Origin of the sequence: Microbacterium canaveralium, assembly GCF_047238045.1 — a bacterium.
Classification (GTDB): Bacteria; Actinomycetota; Actinomycetes; order Actinomycetales; family Microbacteriaceae; genus Microbacterium.
On the sequence record NZ_JBDFMA010000003.1, the window covers coordinates 2,133,727 to 2,154,354 of the forward strand.

Annotated in this window: 17 protein-coding genes; 11 read left to right on the forward strand and 6 right to left on the reverse strand. The window is 70.3% G+C overall.

Features of this window, described 5'->3' with window-relative positions; all coding sequences use genetic code 11:
• Positions 1–48: 48 nt before the first annotated feature.
• A complete protein-coding gene (locus tag ABC271_RS11225) occupies positions 49–1,506 on the forward strand; it encodes a sugar porter family MFS transporter (RefSeq protein ID WP_412924947.1) in 1,458 nt (485 codons plus the stop codon).
• A gap of 153 nt (positions 1,507–1,659) precedes the next feature.
• Here ABC271_RS11225 and ABC271_RS11230 read toward each other — a convergent pair whose 3' ends face one another.
• The 3 genes from ABC271_RS11230 to rsmI are packed head-to-tail and all read right to left on the reverse strand — an operon-like array spanning position 1,660 to position 5,015.
• Entirely contained in the window at positions 1,660–2,577 is a 918-nt protein-coding gene (locus tag ABC271_RS11230) for a TatD family hydrolase (RefSeq protein ID WP_412924948.1), read from the reverse strand.
• A complete protein-coding gene (gene metG, locus ABC271_RS11235) occupies positions 2,574–4,148 on the reverse strand; it encodes a methionine--tRNA ligase (RefSeq protein WP_412924949.1) in 1,575 nt (524 codons plus the stop codon). The genes ABC271_RS11230 and metG overlap by 4 nt, the downstream gene beginning before the upstream one ends.
• Before the next feature lie 48 nt (positions 4,149–4,196).
• Positions 4,197–5,015, reverse strand: coding sequence for a 16S rRNA (cytidine(1402)-2'-O)-methyltransferase (gene rsmI / locus ABC271_RS11240; protein ID WP_412924950.1), 819 nt, complete (start codon positions 5,013–5,015; stop codon positions 4,197–4,199).
• A 23-nt stretch (positions 5,016–5,038) separates the two neighbouring features.
• Between rsmI and ABC271_RS11245 the strand changes: the two genes are divergently transcribed.
• Both ABC271_RS11245 and ABC271_RS11250 read left to right on the forward strand, forming a co-directional pair.
• A complete protein-coding gene (locus ABC271_RS11245) occupies positions 5,039–6,601 on the forward strand; it encodes a dolichyl-phosphate-mannose--protein mannosyltransferase (protein ID WP_412924951.1) in 1,563 nt (520 codons plus the stop codon).
• A 145-nt stretch (positions 6,602–6,746) separates the two neighbouring features.
• Positions 6,747–8,015: a glycosyltransferase gene (locus ABC271_RS11250; RefSeq protein ID WP_412924952.1), complete on the forward strand. Its 1,269-nt coding sequence runs from the start codon at positions 6,747–6,749 to the stop codon at positions 8,013–8,015.
• On the opposite strand, the gene ABC271_RS11255 is transcribed toward ABC271_RS11250, so the two are convergent.
• Genes ABC271_RS11255 through ABC271_RS11265 form a run of 3 tightly spaced genes read right to left on the reverse strand, consistent with a single transcriptional unit; the run spans position 7,952 to position 12,069 of the window.
• Positions 7,952–9,772, reverse strand: coding sequence for a thioredoxin domain-containing protein (locus tag ABC271_RS11255; protein WP_412926143.1), 1,821 nt, complete (start codon positions 9,770–9,772; stop codon positions 7,952–7,954). The two genes, ABC271_RS11250 and ABC271_RS11255, sit on opposite strands and share 64 nt — an antisense overlap.
• Before the next feature lie 12 nt (positions 9,773–9,784).
• Positions 9,785–10,621 (reverse strand): aldo/keto reductase, encoded by an 837-nt coding sequence (locus tag ABC271_RS11260; RefSeq protein WP_412924953.1) that lies wholly within the window; start codon positions 10,619–10,621, stop codon positions 9,785–9,787.
• Positions 10,622–10,674: 53 nt separating this feature from the next.
• Positions 10,675–12,069, reverse strand: a complete 1,395-nt coding sequence (locus ABC271_RS11265) for an aminotransferase class I/II-fold pyridoxal phosphate-dependent enzyme (protein WP_412924954.1) — start codon at positions 12,067–12,069, stop codon at positions 10,675–10,677.
• Positions 12,070–12,173: 104 nt separating this feature from the next.
• Here ABC271_RS11265 and ABC271_RS11270 point away from each other — a divergent pair, with 104 nt between their 5' ends.
• From ABC271_RS11270 to ABC271_RS11305, 8 genes are all read left to right on the forward strand, one after another.
• Positions 12,174–13,022 carry a nitrilase-related carbon-nitrogen hydrolase gene (locus ABC271_RS11270; RefSeq protein ID WP_412924955.1) on the forward strand — a complete coding sequence of 283 codons (849 nt, stop codon included), beginning with the start codon at positions 12,174–12,176 and terminating at the stop codon, positions 13,020–13,022.
• A 1-nt stretch (position 13,023) separates the two neighbouring features.
• Positions 13,024–14,466, forward strand: coding sequence for a dihydropyrimidinase (gene hydA / locus ABC271_RS11275; protein ID WP_412924956.1), 1,443 nt, complete (start codon positions 13,024–13,026; stop codon positions 14,464–14,466).
• 11 nt (positions 14,467–14,477) lie between these two features.
• Positions 14,478–15,506: a TIGR03842 family LLM class F420-dependent oxidoreductase gene (locus ABC271_RS11280; protein WP_412924957.1), complete on the forward strand. Its 1,029-nt coding sequence runs from the start codon at positions 14,478–14,480 to the stop codon at positions 15,504–15,506.
• A complete protein-coding gene (locus ABC271_RS11285) occupies positions 15,503–16,483 on the forward strand; it encodes an ABC transporter permease subunit (RefSeq protein WP_412924958.1) in 981 nt (326 codons plus the stop codon). Before ABC271_RS11280 ends, ABC271_RS11285 begins: the two co-directional genes overlap by 4 nt.
• A complete protein-coding gene (locus tag ABC271_RS11290) occupies positions 16,480–17,271 on the forward strand; it encodes an ABC transporter ATP-binding protein (RefSeq protein WP_412924959.1) in 792 nt (263 codons plus the stop codon). Before ABC271_RS11285 ends, ABC271_RS11290 begins: the two co-directional genes overlap by 4 nt.
• Entirely contained in the window at positions 17,268–18,050 is a 783-nt protein-coding gene (locus ABC271_RS11295; RefSeq protein WP_412924960.1) for an ABC transporter permease, read from the forward strand. Before ABC271_RS11290 ends, ABC271_RS11295 begins: the two co-directional genes overlap by 4 nt.
• Before the next feature lie 80 nt (positions 18,051–18,130).
• Positions 18,131–19,303, forward strand: a complete 1,173-nt coding sequence (locus ABC271_RS11300) for an ABC transporter substrate-binding protein (RefSeq protein WP_412924961.1) — start codon at positions 18,131–18,133, stop codon at positions 19,301–19,303.
• A 77-nt stretch (positions 19,304–19,380) separates the two neighbouring features.
• Positions 19,381–20,622 carry an LCP family protein gene (locus tag ABC271_RS11305; protein WP_412924962.1) on the forward strand — a complete coding sequence of 414 codons (1,242 nt, stop codon included), beginning with the start codon at positions 19,381–19,383 and terminating at the stop codon, positions 20,620–20,622.
• Positions 20,623–20,628: the final 6 nt, after the last annotated feature.

The following is a 20,628-nucleotide window of genomic DNA, read 5'->3' on the forward strand; positions in this document are numbered from 1 at the left end:
GCCGCCAGTCGCCGCGCCCCCAGGGTCTAGGGGCAGTAACGTGGGCGGGTGAGCCAGACGCAGTCGATACCCGCCAACGCCTATACCCTCCGAGGCCCCTACGGGCGGCGGGCCGTCGTCCTTTCGATCGCCGCGGCGGTCGGCGGATTCCTGTTCGGGTTCGACTCGTCGGTGATCAACGGTGCGGTCCGCTCGATCGAGTCGGACTACACCAAGGAGCCGATCCTCACCGGATTCGTCGTCGCGATCGCCCTCATCGGGTGTGCCATCGGCGCGATCATCGCGGGCGCCCTGTCCGACCGGTTCGGACGCCTCAAGGTCATGATGGTCGGCAGCGCGCTCTTCCTGATCTCCTCGATCGGTTCGGCGCTGACCTTCAGCGTCCCCGACCTCATCGTCTGGCGTGTGCTGGGCGGCCTGGGGATCGGTATCGCCTCGGTGGTCGCCCCGGCCTACATCGCCGAGGTCGCCCCGCGGCAGATCCGCGGAAGCCTCGCCTCGCTGCAGCAGCTGGCGATCACGCTCGGCATCTTCGCTGCGCTCCTGAGCAACGCGCTCCTCGTGTCCGCTGCCGGCGGCAGCGCCGACAACATGCTCTGGTGGGGCCTGGATGCCTGGCGCTGGATGTTCCTCATCGGTGTCATCCCGGCCGCCGTCTACGGCTTCCTCGCGTTCACCATGCCCGAATCGCCCCGCTTCCTCCTCGCTCGAGGACGGACCGACGAGGCGCGCGAGATCTTCGCCCGGCTGGTTCCGCCGGCCGACCTCGAGAAGACCGTCAACGACCTCGTCAGCGGGATCGAGAGCGACCGCAAGAACAAGAGCGCGTCGCTGGCCGGCCCCGCGCTGGGTCTCCAGCCGATCGTCTGGATCGGCATCATCCTGTCGGTGTTCCAGCAGTTCGTCGGCATCAACGTGATCTTCTACTACTCCACGACCCTCTGGCGGGCGGTCGGATTCGACGAGAGCAACTCGCTCCTCATCGGCGTCATCACCTCGGTCACCAACGTGCTGGTCACCCTCATCGCGATCTGGCTGGTCGACCGCGTCGGGCGGAAGCCCCTCCTGCTGGTCGGTTCCGCCCTGATGGCGATCTCCCTCGGCGCGATGGCTCTGGCGTTCTCGTTCGCCATCGGCTCGGGTCAGGACGTCTCGCTCCCGGGCGCCTGGGGCCCGATCGCGCTCGTGGCCGCCAACCTCTTCGTCGTGGGCTTCGGCGCCTCGTGGGGTCCGCTGGTGTGGGTGCTCCTCGGCGAGATCTTCCCGAGCCGCATCCGCGGCAAGGCGCTGGGCGTCGCCGCCGGCGCGCAGTGGCTCGCGAACTTCCTCGTGTCCTGGACCTTCCCGGCGCTCGCGGACTGGTCGCTGACGATCACGTACGGCGCGTACGCGTTCTTCGCCGCGCTGTCGTTCGTGTTCGTCCTGTGGAAGATCCCCGAGACGAAGGGCATGGAGCTCGAGCAGACCGAGACGCTGTTCGTCAAGAAGCCGAAGACCAAGGCCTGAAGCGACACGAAGGCCGGCGCCCCACGGGGCGTCGGCCTTCGTCATGCCGGGAACGCCGCGGGCGTAACCTCAGCAATCTGCACAAAGTCAGCGGCATCCGCCAAAACGAAAGGAACCGACGCGAATCGCTGAGCGTGCGCGACGGGCGCCGGGTCAGAACTCGCCGTAGACCTCGAGCGTGTTCGCCGCGACCTGCGCCCCGAGCTCGTCGGCATCCATCCCGAGTTCCTCGGCGAGGAAGCGCAGCGTCACCGGGATCAGGTACGGCGCGTTCGGACGTCCCCGGTAGGGCACGGGCGTGAGGAAGGGCGCGTCGGTCTCGACGAGGATGCGCTCGCGCGGGGTCACGGCGAGGGCGTCCCGCAGGTTCTGCGCGTTCTTGAACGTGACGTTGCCCGCGAACGAGAGGTAGTACCCGCGGTCGGCGGCGATGCGCGCCATCTCGGCGTCGCCCGAGAAGCAGTGGAACACCGTTCTCTCGGGGGCACCGACGCGTTCAAGCGTCTCCAGGACCGCGTCATGGGCGTCGCGATCGTGGATCTGCATCGCGATGCCGTGCTTCTTGGCGAGGGCGATGTGCGCCTCGAACGAACGGATCTGGGCCGGGATGCCATCCGCCTCCGTCCGGAAGAAGTCCAGGCCCGTCTCGCCGATCGCCCGCACGCGCGGCTCGTCCGCGAGCTCGTCGATGACCGCGATGGCGGCATCCAACTCTCCGGCTGCTTCGTACGCGGGCGCTTCGTTCGGGTGGATCGCGACCGCGGCGAGCACGCGGGGGTGCTGCCGGGCCGCCCACGCCGACCAACGCGACGAGTCGACGTCTCCCCCGGCCTGGACGACGCCGTGCACGCCGACGGCCACAGCGCGGGCGAGCTGCTCGTCGAGCGAGAGCCCGGTCTCGCCGTCCTCGATCTCGAGATGGGTGTGGTTGTCGTAGACCGGGACGCCGAGCGGCTCGGGTGCGGGCGGGTAGCTGACGTCACGACGGCCGTCCACCGAACGCTCCCGCACGTACTGGCTCGGGTCGCCGCCCTCCATCGTGCCGCGGGGCCGCTCGACGGGCGTACTCATGCCTGTTCGACGCGCGGGAACAGCGGCGACAGCCCGTTCACCGACGTTCCCGGACGCAGCACCCCCCACGCCCCGGCCTCGCGGAGCGGGTGATCCGTGAGCCGGCCGATGCTCTCGGCGGCGCCGAGCGCGATCCACAGCTTCTCGGTCGAGATCGGCATGACCGGCGACAGCAGGACGGCGAGGGCCCGCAGCCCATCGGCGGCGGTGTAGAGCACCGTGCCCAGGCGCTCACGCTGGGCGTCGTCCTTGGCCAGCGCCCACGGCTCGTTCTCGGTGATGTATTGGTTCAGCGCGTCGACGATCGTCCAGATCGCATCGATGGCCTCGTCGATGCGGAACCGCTCGATGGCCGCGTCGGCGTGCGTCGCGGCATCCGCGACCGTCTTCTGGATCGCGCGGTCGGCGTCGGTGTACTCCCCCGCCTGCGGCACGATGCCCTCGAAGTAGCGCTCGATCATCGCGATCGACCGGGATGCGAGGTTGCCGAAGCCGTTCGCGAGTTCGGCCTGGTAGCGGGCCGAGAGGTCTTCCCACGAGAACGACCCGTCCTGACCGAACGCGATCGCGGAGAGGAAGTAGAAGCGGTACGCGTCGGAACCGAAGACGTCGGTGATCTCGGTCGGCGCGATGCCGGTGAGCTTGGACTTCGACATCTTCTCGCCGCCGACGAGCAGCCAGCCGTGCGCGAAGACGCCGCGGGGCACCTCGAGCCCCGCCGCCATGAGCATCGCGGGCCAGATCACGGCGTGGAAGCGCAGGATGTCCTTGCCCACCACGTGGTACGCCGGCCAGCGACGTGCGAACTCCTCGGGGTCGCTCCCGTAGCCGACCGCCGTGGCGTAGTTCAGCAACGCGTCGACCCACACGTAGATGACGTGCGAGTCGTCCCACGGCACCTGAATGCCCCAGTCGAACGTCGACCGCGAGATCGAGAGGTCCTTGAGACCGTTCTTCACGAACGACACGACCTCGTTGCGCGCCGAGTCGGGGCGGACGAAGTCGGGCACCGAACGGTAGAGCTCGAGCAGGGGCTCCTGGAACTCGCTGAGCTTGAAGAAGTAGTTCTTCTCCTGCAGCAGCTCGAGCGGCTTGGAGTGGATCGCACAGACCTTCAGTCCCTCGAACGGCCCCTCGCCGTCGACGATCTCCGCCTCGGTCTTGAACTCCTCGCAGCCGACGCAGTAGAGCGCCTCGAATTCTCCGGCGTAGATGTAGCCGCGATCGTAGAGCGCCTGCACGAACTTCTCGACGCGCTCCTCGTGGCGCGGCTGGCTCGTACGGATGAAGTCGTCGTTGGCGACGTCGAGCGTCTTCAGCAGCGGGAACCACGACTCGCTGACGAGCTTGTCGACCCACTCCTGGGGCGTGTGGCCGTTCGCGGCAGCGGCGCGCATCATCTTCTGGCCGTGCTCGTCGGTGCCGGTGAGCATCCAGGTGTCGTCACCGGACTGCCGGTGCCACCGCGCGAGCGCGTCCACCGCCACGGTCGTGTAGCCGTGGCCGATGTGGGGCACGTCGCTCGGGTAGTAGATCGGCGTGGTGATGTAGAAGGATCGGCCGGAAGTCACCCCAGGATTCTACGGGGGCCGGGTGCGCCCTCCGGTCGGTGTGACGCGTCAGCCCTTGACCGCGAGAGCGGCCTGGTACAGCTCGCGCGAGGAATGCCCTGTGAGCGACGCGACCTCCGCCGCCGCCTCTTTGAGGCGCGCGCCGCCGCGCACGAGCTCGAGCACCTGGGTCACGGCATCCGGGAACGCCACTTCGCGGGCCGAGGCACCGCCGACGACGATCGCGATCTCACCGCGCACACCCTCGGACGCCCACGCGGCGAGCTCGGCGAGCGTGCCGCGGCGCACCTCTTCGTGCAGCTTCGTCAGCTCGCGGCACACCGCGGCGGGACGGTCGGCGCCGAACGCGGCCGCGAGATCGTCGAGGGTGGATGCCAGCCGCGACGGCGACTCGAAGAACACCAGGGTGCGCGTCTCGGCGGCGAGGTCGGCGAAGGCCCGGCGCCGATCGCCGGGCTTGCGGCGTGGGAAGCCCTCGAACGCGAACCGGTCGGTGGGCAGGCCCGCGACGGCGAGCGCGGTGACGACGGCGCTCGGACCCGGCAGGGCCGTCACGGTCACGCCCGCCGCGGCTGCGGCCGCGACGAGCCCGTACCCGGGATCGCTGACGGTGGGCATGCCCGCGTCGCTGAGCACCAGCAGGTCGTTCTCGCGGGCGAGTTCGACCAGTTCGGCCGCGCGCTCCTTCTCGTTGTGGTCGTGCAGGGCGAGCAACCGCGGCCGGTTGGCGACTCCCAGTCCCGCCAGCAGACGCTGAGTGGTGCGGGTGTCCTCGGCGGCGACGACCGTCGCGTTCTCGAGGGCCTCGACGAGGCGGCGCGAGGCATCCCCGAGGTTGCCGATGGGCGTCGCCGCGAGGATGATCACCGCCCCACCTTATGCTGGGGGCCGTGACCGCCGTCCCCTCGATCATGCCTCCGGACGAACGGACGCGCCTGGATCGATGGCGAGATGCGCTGCTCGCGCATCCCCGCGGCGCTCGTCTGTGGCGCTGGCTCGCGCCGACGCTGATCACGCTCGTCGCCTTCGTGCTGCGCGTGGTGAATGTCGGCGACCCGCACCAGCTGATCTTCGACGAGACGTACTACGTCAAAGACTCGTGGAGCCAGTGGCTCCTCGGCTTCCCCTCGACCTGGCCGGAGGGCGCGGACGAACGCTTCGTCGCGGGCGACACGAACTCCTTCCTCGGCGCCGGCAGCTACGTCGTGCACCCGCCGCTCGGCCGCATCTTCATCGGTGCGGGGATGGCGCTGTTCGGGTCGGATTCCTCGACGGGCTGGCGGATCTCCGCGGTCGTCTTCGGAACCGCCACGGTGCTGCTGGTGTATCTGCTCGCGAAGACCCTCACGGGTTCGGTCGTCTTCGCCTCCGTGGCATCCGGTCTGATGACGATCGACGGTCTCGGGATCGTCCTCAGCCGCGTCTCGCTGCTCGACATCTTCCTGACGTTCTTCATCGTGCTCGCGCTGTGGTTCGTGGCGCTCGACCGGCGCGCGATGCGGAACCGCTGGTCCGCCCGGGCGCCAGGCGAGACGACCTGGGGGCCCGTGTTCTGGCATCGGCCCTGGCTTCTCGCCGCCGGCGTCGCCGCGGGGGCCGCCACCGCCGTGAAGTGGTCGGGGCTGTACGTCATCGCCGGCATCGGCATCTACGTCGTCGTGACCGATGCGCTCGCCCGTCGCCGCGCGGGTATCGTGCAGTGGCCGATGGATGCCGTGCGTCAGGGCCTCGTCTCGTTCGTCCAGCTCGTCCCCGCCGCCCTCGTCGTGTATCTCGCGAGCTGGTCGGGATGGCTGTTCACCGACGGCGGCTACTTCCGCCACAACATGGACGCGACTCCCGCGACAGGATTCTGGGCGTGGGTGCCCCTGCCGCTGCAGAACCTCTGGGCGTACCACCAGCAGATGTACGCCTTCCACGTCGGGCTGTCGACCCCGCATTCCTACGCGAGTCCCGCGTGGCAGTGGCCGCTGATGATCCGGCCCACCTCGATGTACTGGCACCAGGACGAGGTCGGGCAGAACGGATGCCAGCTCCCCAGCGGCTGCACCGAGGCCATCTCGAGCATCGACAACCCGCTGCTGTGGTGGGCCGGGATCGCCGCGGCGATCTACCTGCTCGTGCGATTCGTCCTCCTCCGCGACGGGCGCTACGGCCTCGTGCTCATGGGCCTGGCGGCGACGTACGTGCCGTGGCTGCTGTACCCCGAGCGGACGATCTTCCAGTTCTACACGGTCGCGATGGTGCCCTTCCTCGTGCTCGGGCTCACTTTCGCCCTCCGCGACCTCGCCCGGGGTCCCCGGTCGATGACGCGGGCGAGCGGACAGGCGTGGGTCGTGGTCTTCCTCGCCGTGTGTGTCATCCTCTCGGCCTTCTGGTACCCCGTCTGGACGGCGCTGCCGGTGCCGTACGAGTTCTGGCGCCTGCACAACTGGATGCCGACCTGGATCTGAGCGCCCACCGCTACGGGTGCTCGGAGAAGCGCACGTTCTCGCGGGACGGACCGCGTCTGCACGGGTGAGACCTGGTCGCGCCGCGGGCGAGCGTCCTGGCGAGAGCCCGGACACTTCCACGGTCGGACGCGGTGAGGTGTCCAGAATGACGAGAGTGAAGGTGCTGCTCGTGAACACGTCGTACCCGCCGTTCGTCATCGGCGGGGCGGAACTGTCGGTGCAGGAGCTCGCCGAAGACCTCGCGGCGGCCGGGCACGACGTGCGCGTCCTGTGCCTGGCACCCCGGTCGCACCGGCGCAGCTCGATCTCATCGACAGACTCTCCGCGGGAGGGGCGCGGCGTCACGGTCCACCGACTCTGGCGCCGCCGCTTGCGCGTGGACGGCCGACATCCGGCCCGGTGGGCGCGAGCGTTATGGCACGTGGGCGAGCTCGTCCGCGTGCGCGAATACGCGGCGCTGAGAGCGGAGATCCGGCGCGGGAGACCGGACGTCGTCCACTTCAACAACATCGCGGGTTTCGGGTGGCTTGCCTGGCTCGCCGCGCGTGATGTCCCTTCGGTGCAGACCCTGCGCGATTACTCCCTCGTCTGCACGTCCTCGTTCGGCGAGCACGACCGCAAGGTCTGCTCGCGGCGGAGTCTGCGCTGCCGGATTCTCAAGTCACCGTTCGTCCTGCCTCCCCTCCGTCCGACACGCATCGTCGGAGTCAGCGAGTACGTCGTCGGGCGGATGACGGCAGCCGGCGTGCGGGGAAAAGACGCCGCACCCTCGGTGGTGCGCAACCGTCCGCACCTCGCTGCCCGGGTGCACCGACCGGCGGCGGTCGGCCGCGCGTCGGACGCGCCGCCCGTGGTGGGATTCCTCGGACGCCTCGATGCTGACAAGGGGGTGGGGGTACTCCACGAGGCGGTGCGGCGGCTGCGCCGATCCGGCACCGCTGCGACCCTCGTCGTCGCGGGTGCTCCCACGCCCTATGGCCGCGAGCTGCAGAGGACGTACGAGGCGGAGTACGCCGAGGGCGCCTTCCGGCAGGTCGGATACCTCGACGCGGCGTCGCTGTTCGCCCGCTGCGACGTTCTCGCCGTCCCCACGCAGTGGCAGGAGCCGTTCGGACGCGTCGCGGCGGAGGGCGTGCAAGCGGGCACCCCCGTGGTGGCCGCGCACGTGGGCGGACTCCCCGAGCTGAGGGAGGTGTACGGCGGCGGAATCCGGACGGTGCGCCGATACCGGGACCCCGACGCGTGGGCCGCCGCGCTCGCCGCGCCGCCCGCTCTCGCGACACGACGCGGTGCTCTGTCGGACTCGCCGCGACCGTCCGACGCCTACCTGACCATCTACGACGAGGTGCGTCAGCGCTCCAGCGCCGCGGGATCCGTCGTGGGCAGCGCGCACGTGAAGGCGCGGCAGTCGTAAGCCGTCTCCTCGCCACCGCGAGAGACCTTTCCCTCGAACAGCGCAAACCCCGCGCGCGCGAAGTCCTCGGCCTGGGCGGGAGTCACGATCGCCACGACGTCGGCCGTGATCCGGCGCGCGGCGTCCGCGAGAGCGGCATCCGTCTCCCCCACCACGACCACCTGCCGCGGCGGGGTCGCAACGCCGAGCGCGACGTCGAGGATCGCGCCGTACGCGAGCGGCGCCGCGAGTGCCGCGGGCGCGGCGGCGCGGACGAGCGTCTCGGCGGCCGCGCGATAGCGCTCGCCCGCACCGAGGCGCCACAGGTCGAGGGCCGCGGCGGCGAAAGCCGACGGACCCGACGGCGCCGCGCCGTCACTCGGGACGCCCTGTGGCTGCATGCCCTGCCCCGCCAGTACCGCATCGCCTCCGCCGGGCGGACGGATGCCGTCGTCGGCGAGACACATGTCGACCAGGGACCGCGCACGCTCGGCGTAGATGACCTCGCCGGTCACCCGGCCGAGGGCGAGGAGCCCGCGAGCGAGACCGCCGTAGTCTTCGAGCGTTGCGGGCGCGGAGGATCGGATCTCGTCGAGCGACGCACGGCGAAGCGTCCCGTCGTCGGCGACGTTGTTCTCGAGCACGGTGTCGGCGGCCCAGCGCGCGGCCTCGACGAACCGCGGATCGGTGCGCGAGCCGGCGGCGGCGAGCGCCGCGATCGCGTGTCCGTTCCAGCCGGTGACGACCTTGGCATCCAGGGCGGGCGGGGTGAGATCCGCGCGATCGGTCGTGCGGTAGTAGCCGCCCTCGGAACGCTGCCCGTCGATGATCGACTCGGAGTCCTGCGCGGCGGCGATCCCCCCGGAGGGGAGTTGGAGCACGTCGACGACGAACCGCGCGGTCTCGGCTGCGGTGGCGTCGTCCCCTGCGGCGAGCGCGACCTCGATGAGCCCGGCGTTGTCGGTGAGCATGCGCTCGTAGTGCGGCACGCTCCAGTCGCGACGCGTGGCGTAGCGGAAGAATCCGCCCTCGACCGGGTCGTGGAGTTCGGAGGACGTCATCGCGCCCAAAGCGCGTGACGCCACGCCCGCCGCGTCGGGGACGAGTGACGCCAGCGCGGGGTTCTGCAGCAACCGCAGCACGGGGGTGTTGGGGAACTTGGGGGAATCGATCGAGGCGCCGGCGGCGAATCCCCCGAACTCGGCGTCTTCGCGGGAGACGACGTCGGCCACGGCGGCGGCGAGCGCGGCGGCGTCGGGGACCGCGTCGGCCGGGGCCGGGGCCGCGGCGGCCAGAGCCTCGCGGAGGGAAGTGCCGGTGGCATCCACTTCTCCGCGCCGCTCGGTCCACGCCTCGCGGACGGCGGCGAGCACCTGACGGAACGACGGCAGCTGCCCTCGCGCCTCGGGTGGGAAGTAGGTGCCGGCGTAGAAGATGCGTCCCTCGGGAGTGGCGAACGCGGTCAGTGGCCAGCCGAGGTGCGGAGTGAAGGCGGAGGCGGCGTCGAGATATGCCGCGTCGACGTCGGGGTGCTCTTCGCGGTCGACCTTGATCGCCACGAACCCGTCGTTCACGAGCGCGGCGGTCTCGGCATCCTGGAACGACTCGCGCGCCATGACGTGGCACCAGTGGCAGGTGCTGTAGCCGATCGAGACGAGCACCGGCACGTCGCGCTCGGCCGCGACGGCGAACGCCTCGGGCCCCCACGGGAACCACGCGACGGGATTGTCGGCGTGGGCCCGCAGGTAGGGGCTCGAGGCGTTCGCGAGGCGGTTCAGTTCACTGACCCGTCACTCGACGTCGTCGGGGTGCGAGCCGACGCGTCCGGAGTCGTCGCCCGGGTCGATGGCGTCGATCGCGGCCATCTCGTCGGCGGTGAGCTCGAAGTCGAACAGGTCGAAGTTCTCCTCCAGGCGCTCGCGGCGCACCGACTTGGGGAAGACGATGAGACCGTGCTGGATGTGCCAGCGCAGCACCGCCTGAGCGGGCGACTTGCCGTGCGCCTCGGCGGCGTCCTTCACGGCCGGGATCTCGAACAGGTCGTACTTGCCCTGGCCGAGGGGGCCCCACGATTCGATGTGCATGTCGTGCTCGGCACCCCAGGCGCGGATCTCGCGCTGGCTGAGCGCGGGGTGCAGCTCGATCTGGTTGACCACCGGCGTCACACCGGTCTCGGCCACGATGCGGTCGAGGTGCGGCACGAGGAAGTTCGAGACACCGATCGAGCGCGTCTTGCCCGCCTCGCGGATCTCGATCAGCTTCTGCCACGCGTTGAGGTAGTTGTCGGCCTTGGGCGTCGGCCAGTGCACGAGGTAGAGGTCGACGCTGTCGAGGCCGAGCTTCGCGAGGCTCTCGTCGATCGCGGCGTGCGGGTCGTCGCCGTCGTGGCGGGAGTTCCAGAGCTTCGTGGTGACGAAGAGCTCTTCGCGCGGGATGCCGCTGGCGGCGATGGCGCGGCCGACGCCCTCTTCGTTCTTGTAGATCGCGGCGGTGTCGATGTGGCGGTAGCCGACCTCAAGGGCCTCGGACACGGCGCGCTCGGCGTCGTCGGCGGGGACGAGGAACACGCCGTAGCCGAGCTGGGGGATGGAGTTTCCGTCATTGAGCTGGACAGAGGGAACGGTCATGGGATCCACCCTAGGAGGAGCCGCCGACACCGGGCCCGGGGTTGACGAGGTGGTCACGAAAGGGGTGCCGCGTGCGCCGCACGCGCGAGCGCCTCGGCGACGAGACGGACGTTCTCCACCACCGATCCGGCGGTCACCCGCACGCGCGCAGGCGCCGGCACCCCCGCCTCGGGCTCGACCACGAACGGCGACCCCGCGGCGATGCCGATGCCCTCGGCCGCGGCGTGGACGAGCGCCGCGCGTTCGTCTCGCACCGGCATCCAGAGATTGATGCCATCGGGATCGCCGACATCGATTCCGAGTCGGCGGAGGGAGGCGGCGACCCGGTCCAGACGATCGCGGTAGATGAGGCGCGCGGTCGCGACCGGAGCGGTCGAGCGCGCATCGGTGAGCAGCTCGTACAGCACCGACTGGAGGAGCCGTGACGTCCACCCGGGACCGAGCATGCGGCGGCGCACGATGCGGTCGACGATCGCGGACGGTCCGCCGAGCGCCGCGATGCGCAGGTCGGGGCCGTGCGACTTGGAGAAGCCGCGCACGTGCACGACCTGCGCCGGCAGCCACAGCGCGAGCGTCACCGGCGGGGCGCTCGCGATGAGCGCGGAGTGGTCGTCCTCGATCACCGTGACGCGAGTACCGCCCGGCACGCTCAACAGCACGTTGGCGAGCCGCCGCGCGCGCTCGAGCGACATCGACACCCCCGTCGGGTTCTGCGCGCGCGGCTGCAGGAGGACCGCCGACGGACCGAGCGCGAGGGCGCGGGCGAGCGACGAGGGAAGGACCCCGTCGGCGTCGGTCTCGAGCGTCACGGGCACGGCACCGGCGGCCTCGATGAGGTCGAAGAAGTACGGGAACCCCGGCGACTCCACCGCGACCCGGTCTCCGAAGCGCACGACCTGGTCGAGCGTGCGGGAGATGCCGTCCAACGCGCCGTCCACGACGGTGAGCTCCTCCACCCCGCGGACCGGCCACTGCTCGCGCAAGACCTCGTAGAGGTCGGGCAGCACCGGGAGGTCGTGATACCGCCCCGTGTCGGCGCGCGGGCGGGCGAGCGCCAATGCGCGCTCGATCGAGGGCAGCATCGCGGGGTCGGGCGTGCCGAGCGACAGGTCGAGGCGCAGCGCCGCCACCTCGCGCCCCGCCCCGAGGCCGCGGGGCGCGCCGGGCACGCGGTCCGCCGACATCCCCTGCACGCGGGGGCTCAGCCACTCCCGCCGTTCGGCGCGGACGAAGGTGCCGGCCCGTCCGCGCGAGAACACGACACCGGCGTCGGCGAGTGCGCGCCAGGCCGATGCGACCGTGCCCGTCGAGACGCCCAGGGCAGCGGCGACATCGCGCACGGTGGGCAGACGCTCCCCCGGTGCCAGCGTCCCGTCGCTGACGAGACGCGCGATCTCGGCCGCCAGCCCCGCCGATGTGCGCTCGACGAAGGAGTCGGGCGGGATCATGGGCCCCCAATTTACGGCAGTGTCACTCGTGGAAATCGTGGAGAAATGTTCAGGCGCGACAGTAACAGAACCGGGCGACGACGGCCCGGAGGAACGAGGGGACCATGACGACGGTACGCGCCGCGATCACGCAGACCACCTGGACCGGCGACAAGGCATCCATGCTCGACAAGCACGAGCAGTTCGCTCGGGATGCCGCGGCGCAGGGTGCGGAGGTCCTGTGCTTCCAGGAACTGTTCTACGGCCCCTACTTCGGCATCACCCAGGACCAGAAGTACTACCGCTACGCCGAGCCCGCGGACGGTCCGATCGTGCAGCGGTTCGCGGCCCTCGCGAAAGAGCTGGGGCTGGTCACCGTCCTCCCCATCTACGAGGAGGCGCAGACCGGGGTGTACTACAACACCTCCGTGCTCGTCGACGCCGACGGCACCGTGCTCGGGAAGTACCGCAAGAATCACATCCCGCACGTCGAGAAGTTCTGGGAGAAGTTCTACTTCCGGCCGGGCAACCTGGGCTACCCCGTCTTCGACACCGCCGTCGGCAAGGTGGGCATGTACATCTGCTACGACCGCCACTTCCCCGAGGGATGGCGCGAGCTGGGTCTGAACGGCGCCCACATGGTGTTCAACCCCAACGCCACCAAGCCCGGCCTGTCGAACCGCCTGTGGGAGGTCGAGGGCCCCTGCGCCGCGGTCGCGAACGGCTACTTCGTCCTGCAGCCCAACCGCGTCGGCCGCGAGGACAACGAGTACGGCGACGAGGCCGTCACCTTCTACGGCACGAGCCAGGTCATCGACCCGCGGGGCAACCACGTCGGGGCGCTCGGCTCCGACGAGCACGAGGAGATCCTCATCCGCGACCTCGACCTCGACCTCGTGCAGCAGATGCGCGACGACTGGCAGTTCTACCGCGACCGTCGCCCCGACACCTACGGCGAGATCGTGGAGGCCTGAGATGACAACGACCCTCATCACCGGCGGCACCGTCGTCAACGCCACCGGCACGGGCGCCGCGGACGTCCTGATCGACGGCGAGACGATCGTCGCCGTCCTGCAGCCGGGCTCGACCCTCCTGGGCCACGACCTCGCGGCATCCGTCGACACGGTCGTGGATGCCACCGGCAAGTACGTCATCCCCGGCGGCATCGACGCGCACACGCACATGCAGATGCCGTTCGGCGGGACCGAGGCATCCGACACCTTCGAGACCGGCACGCGCGCCGCCGCGATCGGGGGGACGACGAGCATCGTCGACTTCGTCGTGCAGTATCCCGAGGAGAACATCCTCGACCGCTACCAGGCGTGGCACGAGAAGGCCGCCGGGGAGTGCGCGATCGACTACGGCTTCCACCAGATCCTCTCCGACGTGCAGGAGAGCTCGCTCACGGCGATGGACGAGCTCATCGCGGAGGGCGTGACGAGCTTCAAGCTGTTCATGGCCTACAAGGGCGTGTTCCTCTCCGATGACGGGCAGATCCTCCGGGCGTTCCAGAAGGGCGCCGACAACGGCGCGATGATGATGATGCACGCCGAGAACGGCGCGATCATCGACGTCCTCGTGCAGCAGGCCCTCGCCCGGGGCGAGACGAGCCCGTACTTCCACGGCACCACGCGGCCGTGGCAGGCCGAGGAAGAGGCCACGCACCGCGCGATCATGCTCGCCGACCTCACCGGTGCGCCGCTGTACGTGGTGCACGTCAGCGCGAAGCAGGCGGTGCAGCAGATCGCCGAGGCCCGTGACCGCGGTATGAACGTGTTCGGCGAGACGTGCCCGCAGTACCTCTACCTCTCTCTCGAGGACCAGCTCGGCGCGTCGAGCGAGGAATGGGGAGACTTCGAGGGCGCGAAGTGGGTGTGCTCGACGCCACTGCGATCGAAGCACGAGGGTCACCAGCACCACATGTGGCAGTCGCTGCGCACCAACGACATCCAGATGGTCTCCACCGACCACTGCCCGTTCTGCATGAAGGGGCAGAAGGACATGGGGCTCGGCGACTTCTCCAAGATCCCCAACGGCATCGGCTCGGTCGAGCACCGCATGGACCTGATGTACCAGGGCGTCGTCACCGGCCAGATCACGCTCCCCCGCTGGGTGGAGCTGACGAGCACGACTCCGGCGCGCATGTTCGGGATGTACGGCAAGAAGGGCGTCATCCAGCCGGGCGCGGACGGCGACGTCGTCGTCTACGACCCGAACGGGCACACCTCGATCGGCATCGGCGAGGGCCGATCCCACCACATGAACATGGACTACTCGGCGTGGGAGGGCTACGAGATCGACGGACGCGTCGACACCGTGCTCTCACGCGGCAAGGTCGTCGTGGACGCCGGCGGGTACGTCGGCGACAAGGGCCACGGCCGGTACATCGCCCGCGGCCTCAGCCAGTACTTGGTGTGAGAGGGGACCCCATGGATTTCGGCGTCGTCCTCCAGACCAACCCGCCCGCCGCCCGCACGGTGCAGCTCGCGCAGCTCGCCGAGGCGCACGGCTTCAGCCACGTGTGGACCTTCGACTCGCACCTGCTGTGGCAGGAGCCGTACGTCGTGCACTCGGCGATCCTCGCGGCCACGCGCCGCGTGACGGTGGGCCCGTTCGTCACGAACCCCGCCACCCGCGACTGGACCGTCACGGCATCCACGTTCGCCACGCTCAACGAGATGTACGGCAACCGCACGATCTGCGGCATTGGCCGCGGCGACTCCGCGGTGCGCGTCACCAACGGACGCCCGACGACGCTGAAGGCGCTGCGCGAGTCGGTGCACGTCATCCGCGAGCTCGGCAACTCCCGCGCCGTGGAGTACAACGGCGCGACCCTCCAGTTCCCGTGGAGCCGGGGCTCGAAACTGGACGTGTGGGTCGCCGCCTACGGCCCCCTCGCGCTCAAGCTCACCGGCGAGGTGGCGGACGGGTTCATCCTGCAGCTCGCCGACCTCGACATCGCCGAATGGATGATCACGACGGTGCGCCACGCCGCCGAGAACGTCGGCCGCGACCCCGACGAGATCGCGTTCTGCGTCGCCGCCCCCATGTACATCGGCGAGGACACCCCCGAGAGCCGCGCGCACATGATCGAGCAGTGCCGGTGGTTCGGCGGGATGGTCGGCAACCACGTCGCCGACATCGTCTCGAAGTACGGCGCCGGCTCCGACGTCCCGGCGGCCCTGACCGACTACATCGCCGGCCGGACGGGCTACGACTACAACTCCCACGGCAAGAGCACCAACGACCACGTCGACTTCGTCCCGGACGAGATCGTCGAACGGTTCTGCATCCTCGGCACCGCCGAGGAGCACATCGCGAAGCTCGAGAAGCTGCGGGCCCTGGGCGTCACGCAGTTCGCCGGCTACCTCCAGCACTACAACAAGGAGGAGACGATGCGGGTCTACGGCGAGACCGTGATCCCCGCGCTCACTCCCCCGGTGACGGCGAAGCGGTGACCGATCAGGCGATCGCCCCGGGGTCGGTGACCTCGATCGCCCCCGACGACGGTGGGGGGATGCCACGCGCTCGACGCCGTCGCGGCGCGGGCACCGCCGTGCGTGTGGCGTGGGGCGTCGCCGGGGTCGCGGCCGTGATCGCGATCTGGGAGCTGTACAAGCTGCTCGGTCCTGCCGACGGCGTCACCGTCGGCGGGGACGGATCCGCCGGATCCGGCGTCATCCTGCTCCCCCGCACGCACGACCGAGCCATGCCGCACGTGTGGGACATGATCGCGCGGATGTTCGCCCCCACGAGCGGCGGCGACACCCCGGCGCTCCTCATCTCGGTCCTCCAGGCGGCCGGGACGACCCTGGGCCTCGCGGCCGTGGGGTGGCTCATCGGCGTGGTGGTCGGCGGCATCCTGGGCGTCGCGATGCAGCGCTGGCGCCTCGTCGAGTGGGGCCTGCTGCCGTGGATCGTCGTGAGCCAGATCGTCCCGCTCATCGCCTTCGCCCCCGTCGTCAACGCGCTCGGCAACCAGATCGACCGCGCCGGAGTGTTCCCGTGGCCGCAGTGGTTCTCGGTCGCGCTGATCGCCTCGTACCTGGCGTTCTTCCCCGTCGCCATCGGCATGCTCCGGGGCCTGGCGGCCCCCGACGCGCTGCACCTCGACCTGTTCCATGCGGGAGCTGCCGGCTGGTGGTCGACGCTGATCCACCTGCGCCTCCCCGCCGCCGTGCCCCACCTGCTGCCCGCCCTCCGGCTCGCCGCCGCCTCCGCCGTCGTCGGCGCGGTCGTCGCCGAAGTGTCCATCGGACTGCGCGGTGGCATCGGCCGCATGCTCATCCAGCTCGCCGGTCAAGCCTCGTCCGACCCGGCCGCCCCCTGGGCACCCACCTTCGGAACCGTCGCCATCGGGCTCATCGCCGCCGCGGGCGTCGCCCTCATCGGTGTGACCCTGCACCGATTCCGTCGCGGAGAGGAGATCCGATGACCGCACCCGCTGTCCACGCCACGGGCGTGGGGAAGGTGTTCCCCTCGACGGGTGGCGAGGTGACCGCGCTCACCGGCGTCGAGCTCGACGTCGCCGCCGGCGAGTTCGTCTCGCTCATCGGCCCGTCGGGGTGCGGCAAGTCCACGCTGCTGCGCCTCATCGCCGACCTCGACTCGCCCAGCACCGGCGACCTCGCGATCTTCGGCAAGCCCGCTCGCCAGGCGCGCATCGACCAGGACTACGGCATCGCGTTCCAGCAGGCGGGGCTCCTGCCGTGGCGCACCGTCGCGGCGAACATCGCGCTCCCGCTCGAGCTGCACCGCTGGAACCGCGCCCGCCGGGACGCCCGCGTCGCGGAGCTCGCCGACCTCGTCGGACTGTCCGACTTCGTCGGGCGCTACCCCGACCAGCTCTCCGGCGGGATGCAGCAGCGCGTCGCGATCGCCCGTTCGCTCGCGGCCTCCCCGCAGTTGCTCCTCATGGACGAGCCGTTCGGCGCCCTCGACGAGATGACGCGCGAGAGACTGCAGACCGAGCTCGCCCGCATCACCGCCGAGACCGGCGCCGCGGTGGTCTTCGTCACGCACTCGATCCCTGAGGCGGTGTTCCTCTCCGACCGCGTCGTCGTGATGAGCCCGCGTCCCGGACGGATCACCGACGTGATCGACACCCGCCCGGGGCGCCCGCGCGACGAGGCCCTACGCGAGTCGCCCGAATACTTCACGCGGGTGACCGCCGTGCGCGAGGCGTTGCACGGCACTCCCCTGCAGCGGGCGAACGAACGATGACCGCCACCCGGCTCCCGGCGTGGGTGCGCGTCGCCGCACCGATCGCCGTCGGTCTGATCGGCCTCGCGCTCTGGTACGCCTACGTGGCCTCGGGGAGCGCCCCGCGCATGCTCCCCGACCCGGGCGCCATCCTCGACGAAGGCATCCAACGCTTCCCGCTCATCGTGGAGGCGGCCACGATCACGGGGACCAACGCCCTCGTCGGGCTCGTCGCGGGCACCCTCGTCGCCGTCGCCCTCGCCGCCCTGGCCGCGACGTGGCGCCCCGTCGACGGCATGACCGCTCCGTTGGTCGCGGCCCTCGCCGTAGTCCCCATCGTCGCGATCACGCCCATCCTCAACACGATGTACGGCGCGTCGAGCCAGTTCGGCCGCGAGGCGGTCGCCGCCATCGCCGCCTTCGTGCCCGTCTTCGTCAACACGCTCCGCGGCCTGCGGCAGACGCGGCCGGTGCAGCGCGACCTGTTCCGCGCCACCGCCGCGACGGGAGGACAGACGTTCCGCTTCCTCACCCTCCCCACCGCGCTGCCGTACCTGCTCACCGGCATCCGCGTCGCCGCCTCGCTCGCGGTGATCTCCGCCCTCGTCGCCGAGTACTTCGGGGGCCCGTCCGACGGCATCGGCACCGCGATCGCCACGTACGCCAAGTCCGGGCGCGCCGCCCTGGCGTGGGCGTTCGTGGGCGGCGGCATCGTGATCGGTCTCGTCTTCTTCCTCGTCACCTCGCTGCTCGAACGCGTCGTCGCACGGCGCCTCGGCGCGGGGCGTCCGCCGGCCTGATCGGCATCCTTCCCATCCGCTCTCGACAGAACAGGTTCCACCGCTCCACACCTGCACCACCCGCACCCGAAAGGACTCCCATGACACACAGCACACGTCGCGCCCTCGGCGCGTTCGCGGGGATCGCCGTGGCATCCCTCGCCCTCTCCGCCTGCGCCGGCGGTTCCAGCGCGCCCGCCGAATCGAGCGAGGACTTCACGCCCCTGACCTCGGTGAAGCTGCAGCTGCAGTGGCTGCCGCAGGCGCAGTTCGCCGGCTACTACGTCGCCCTCGACAAGGGGTACTTCCAGGAAGAGGGCTTCGACGACGTCGAGGTCGTCCCCTCGGGAGGCGACATCGTCCCGCAGGACGCCCTGGTCGCCGGCGACGTCGACTTCGCCGTCGCGTGGGTGCCCAAGGTTCTGGGCACGATGGAGAACCAGGGCGTCGAGCTCACCGACATCGCCCAGGTGTTCCAGAAGTCCGGCACGACCCAGGTGTCGTGGAAGGACTCCGGCATCACGAGCGTCGACGACTTCGAAGGAAAGCGCATCGGCTCGTGGGGCTTCGGCAACGAGTGGGAGATCTTCGCCGCGATGGCGGACAAGGGCCTGGATGCCTCCACGGTCCAGATCACGACGCAGGACTTCTCGATGAACGCGCTCCTGGACAAGGACGTGGATGCCGCCCAGGCGATGACGTACAACGAGCTCGCTCAGCTGCTCGAGACCGTCAACCCCGCCACCGGGAAGCTGTACACGATGGACGACATCAACGTCATCTCGTACGAGGACACCGCCGGCGCCATGCTCCAGGACGCCATCTGGGCCGACACGAAGCGCCTCGCCGACGACCCGGCCTACGCCGACGCCGCGACGCGCTTCCTCAAGGCCGTCATCAAGGGCTGGGTGTTCGCGCGGGACAACCCCACCGAGGCCGCCGACATCACCTACACGGCCGCGACCGCACCCGGGGTCAGCGCGTTCCCCGTGGGCCCGACCCACCAGCTGTGGCAGATGAACGAGGTCAACAAGCTCATCTGGGCCGGCGGCGACTTCGGTCTCGTCGACTCGGCCGCGTGGGACAAGACGGTCCAGGGCGCGCTCGCCGCGAAGAACCAGGACGGCCTCAACCTCATCACCACCGAGCCCCCGGCATCGGCGTACTCGAACGACTACATCGAGGCCGCGCTGACGGCGCTGAAGGACGAGGGTGTCACCGTGGACGGCGACTACACGCCGATCGACGTCACCCTCACCGAGGGCGGGCAGTAAGTGGCGCACGGGGCGGTCGGCGGTCCGGCCGCCCCGTGTCTCACCGCGTTCTCGGGGCGGCATGATTGACTACCCGGATGACGCAGCCCCCCGCGCAGCACGCGCGCCGCGCCCCCGTGTCGGGCTGGCGCCGCGGAGCCAAGGCCCTCGCGATCGTGCTGACGGTCGTCGTCGTGGCGGCCGTCGCCGTCGGCGGCTTCTTCGCCTTCTCGCTGACGCAGCGTCTGCAGGAGGCAGCCGTCCCCCTCAAGGACGCTCCCGCGCAGCCCCCGGCGCTCAGCTCCTACGACGAACCGTTCTCTGTTCTCGTCGTCGGCACGGACGAGTGCGACGACGAGGTGAAGGCGGCTTTCGGCGCGCGCTGCAGCGACCCGGAGAACGAGGGCGCACGCAACGACGTCAACATGCTCGTCCACGTCTCGACCAATCCGCGTCGAGTGACGGTCGTCTCGTTCCCGCGCGACCTCCTGATCCCGATCCCGGAGTGCACGGCCGCGGACGGCACGCTCTTCGAGGGCGCGTACAAGGCACAGATCAACACCGCGTACGAGGACGGCGGTCTCGCCTGCGTCGCCAACACCATCTCGGAGCTGAGCGGTCAGACGATCCCCTTCGCCGCGAAGGTGAGTTTCGGCAACGTCGTGAACATCACCGACGCGATCGGCGGCGTCGAGGTGTGCATCGGCGGCGACGGCATCGACGACCCCGACGCGGGCATCGACTGGCCCGCGGGGCCACGCGTCGTCACCGGGTATGACGCTCTCGCATTCCTGCGCACCCGCCACGGCGTCGGCGACGGCAGCGACCTCGCCCGCATCGGCAACCAGCAGCAGTACCTCTCTCGACTGATGAACAAGCTGCGCAGCGACGAGGTGCTGTCGAACCCGGCGACTCTCATCACGCTCGCCAACACGGCGGTCAACAACATCACCCCGAGCCAGAGCCTGGCCGATCCGCTCCGCATCGCGCAGCTCGCCTACACGCTCAAGGATGTCCCGTTCGACGACATCACCTTCGTGCAGTATCCCGTCGTGGACGACCCGGACGACTCGAACCGGGTGATTCCGGACGAGGCATCGGCCACCGTGCTGTGGGGCGCGCTCGAGAGCAACGCCCCCCTCGTCCTCACCGGCGAGGCCGGAGCCAACGGCGGCGTGATCGCCGATCCGTCGGCGCCCGCGCCCACCGAACCCGCCCCGGTCGAGACCACCCCGGCTCCGGATGCCTCGGCCAGCGCGGGATCCGTCCCCGTGGAACTGCCGAGCAACGTCACGGGGTCGAAGGCCAACCAGGCGACGTGTTCGGCCGGCAACGGCTGAGCACGC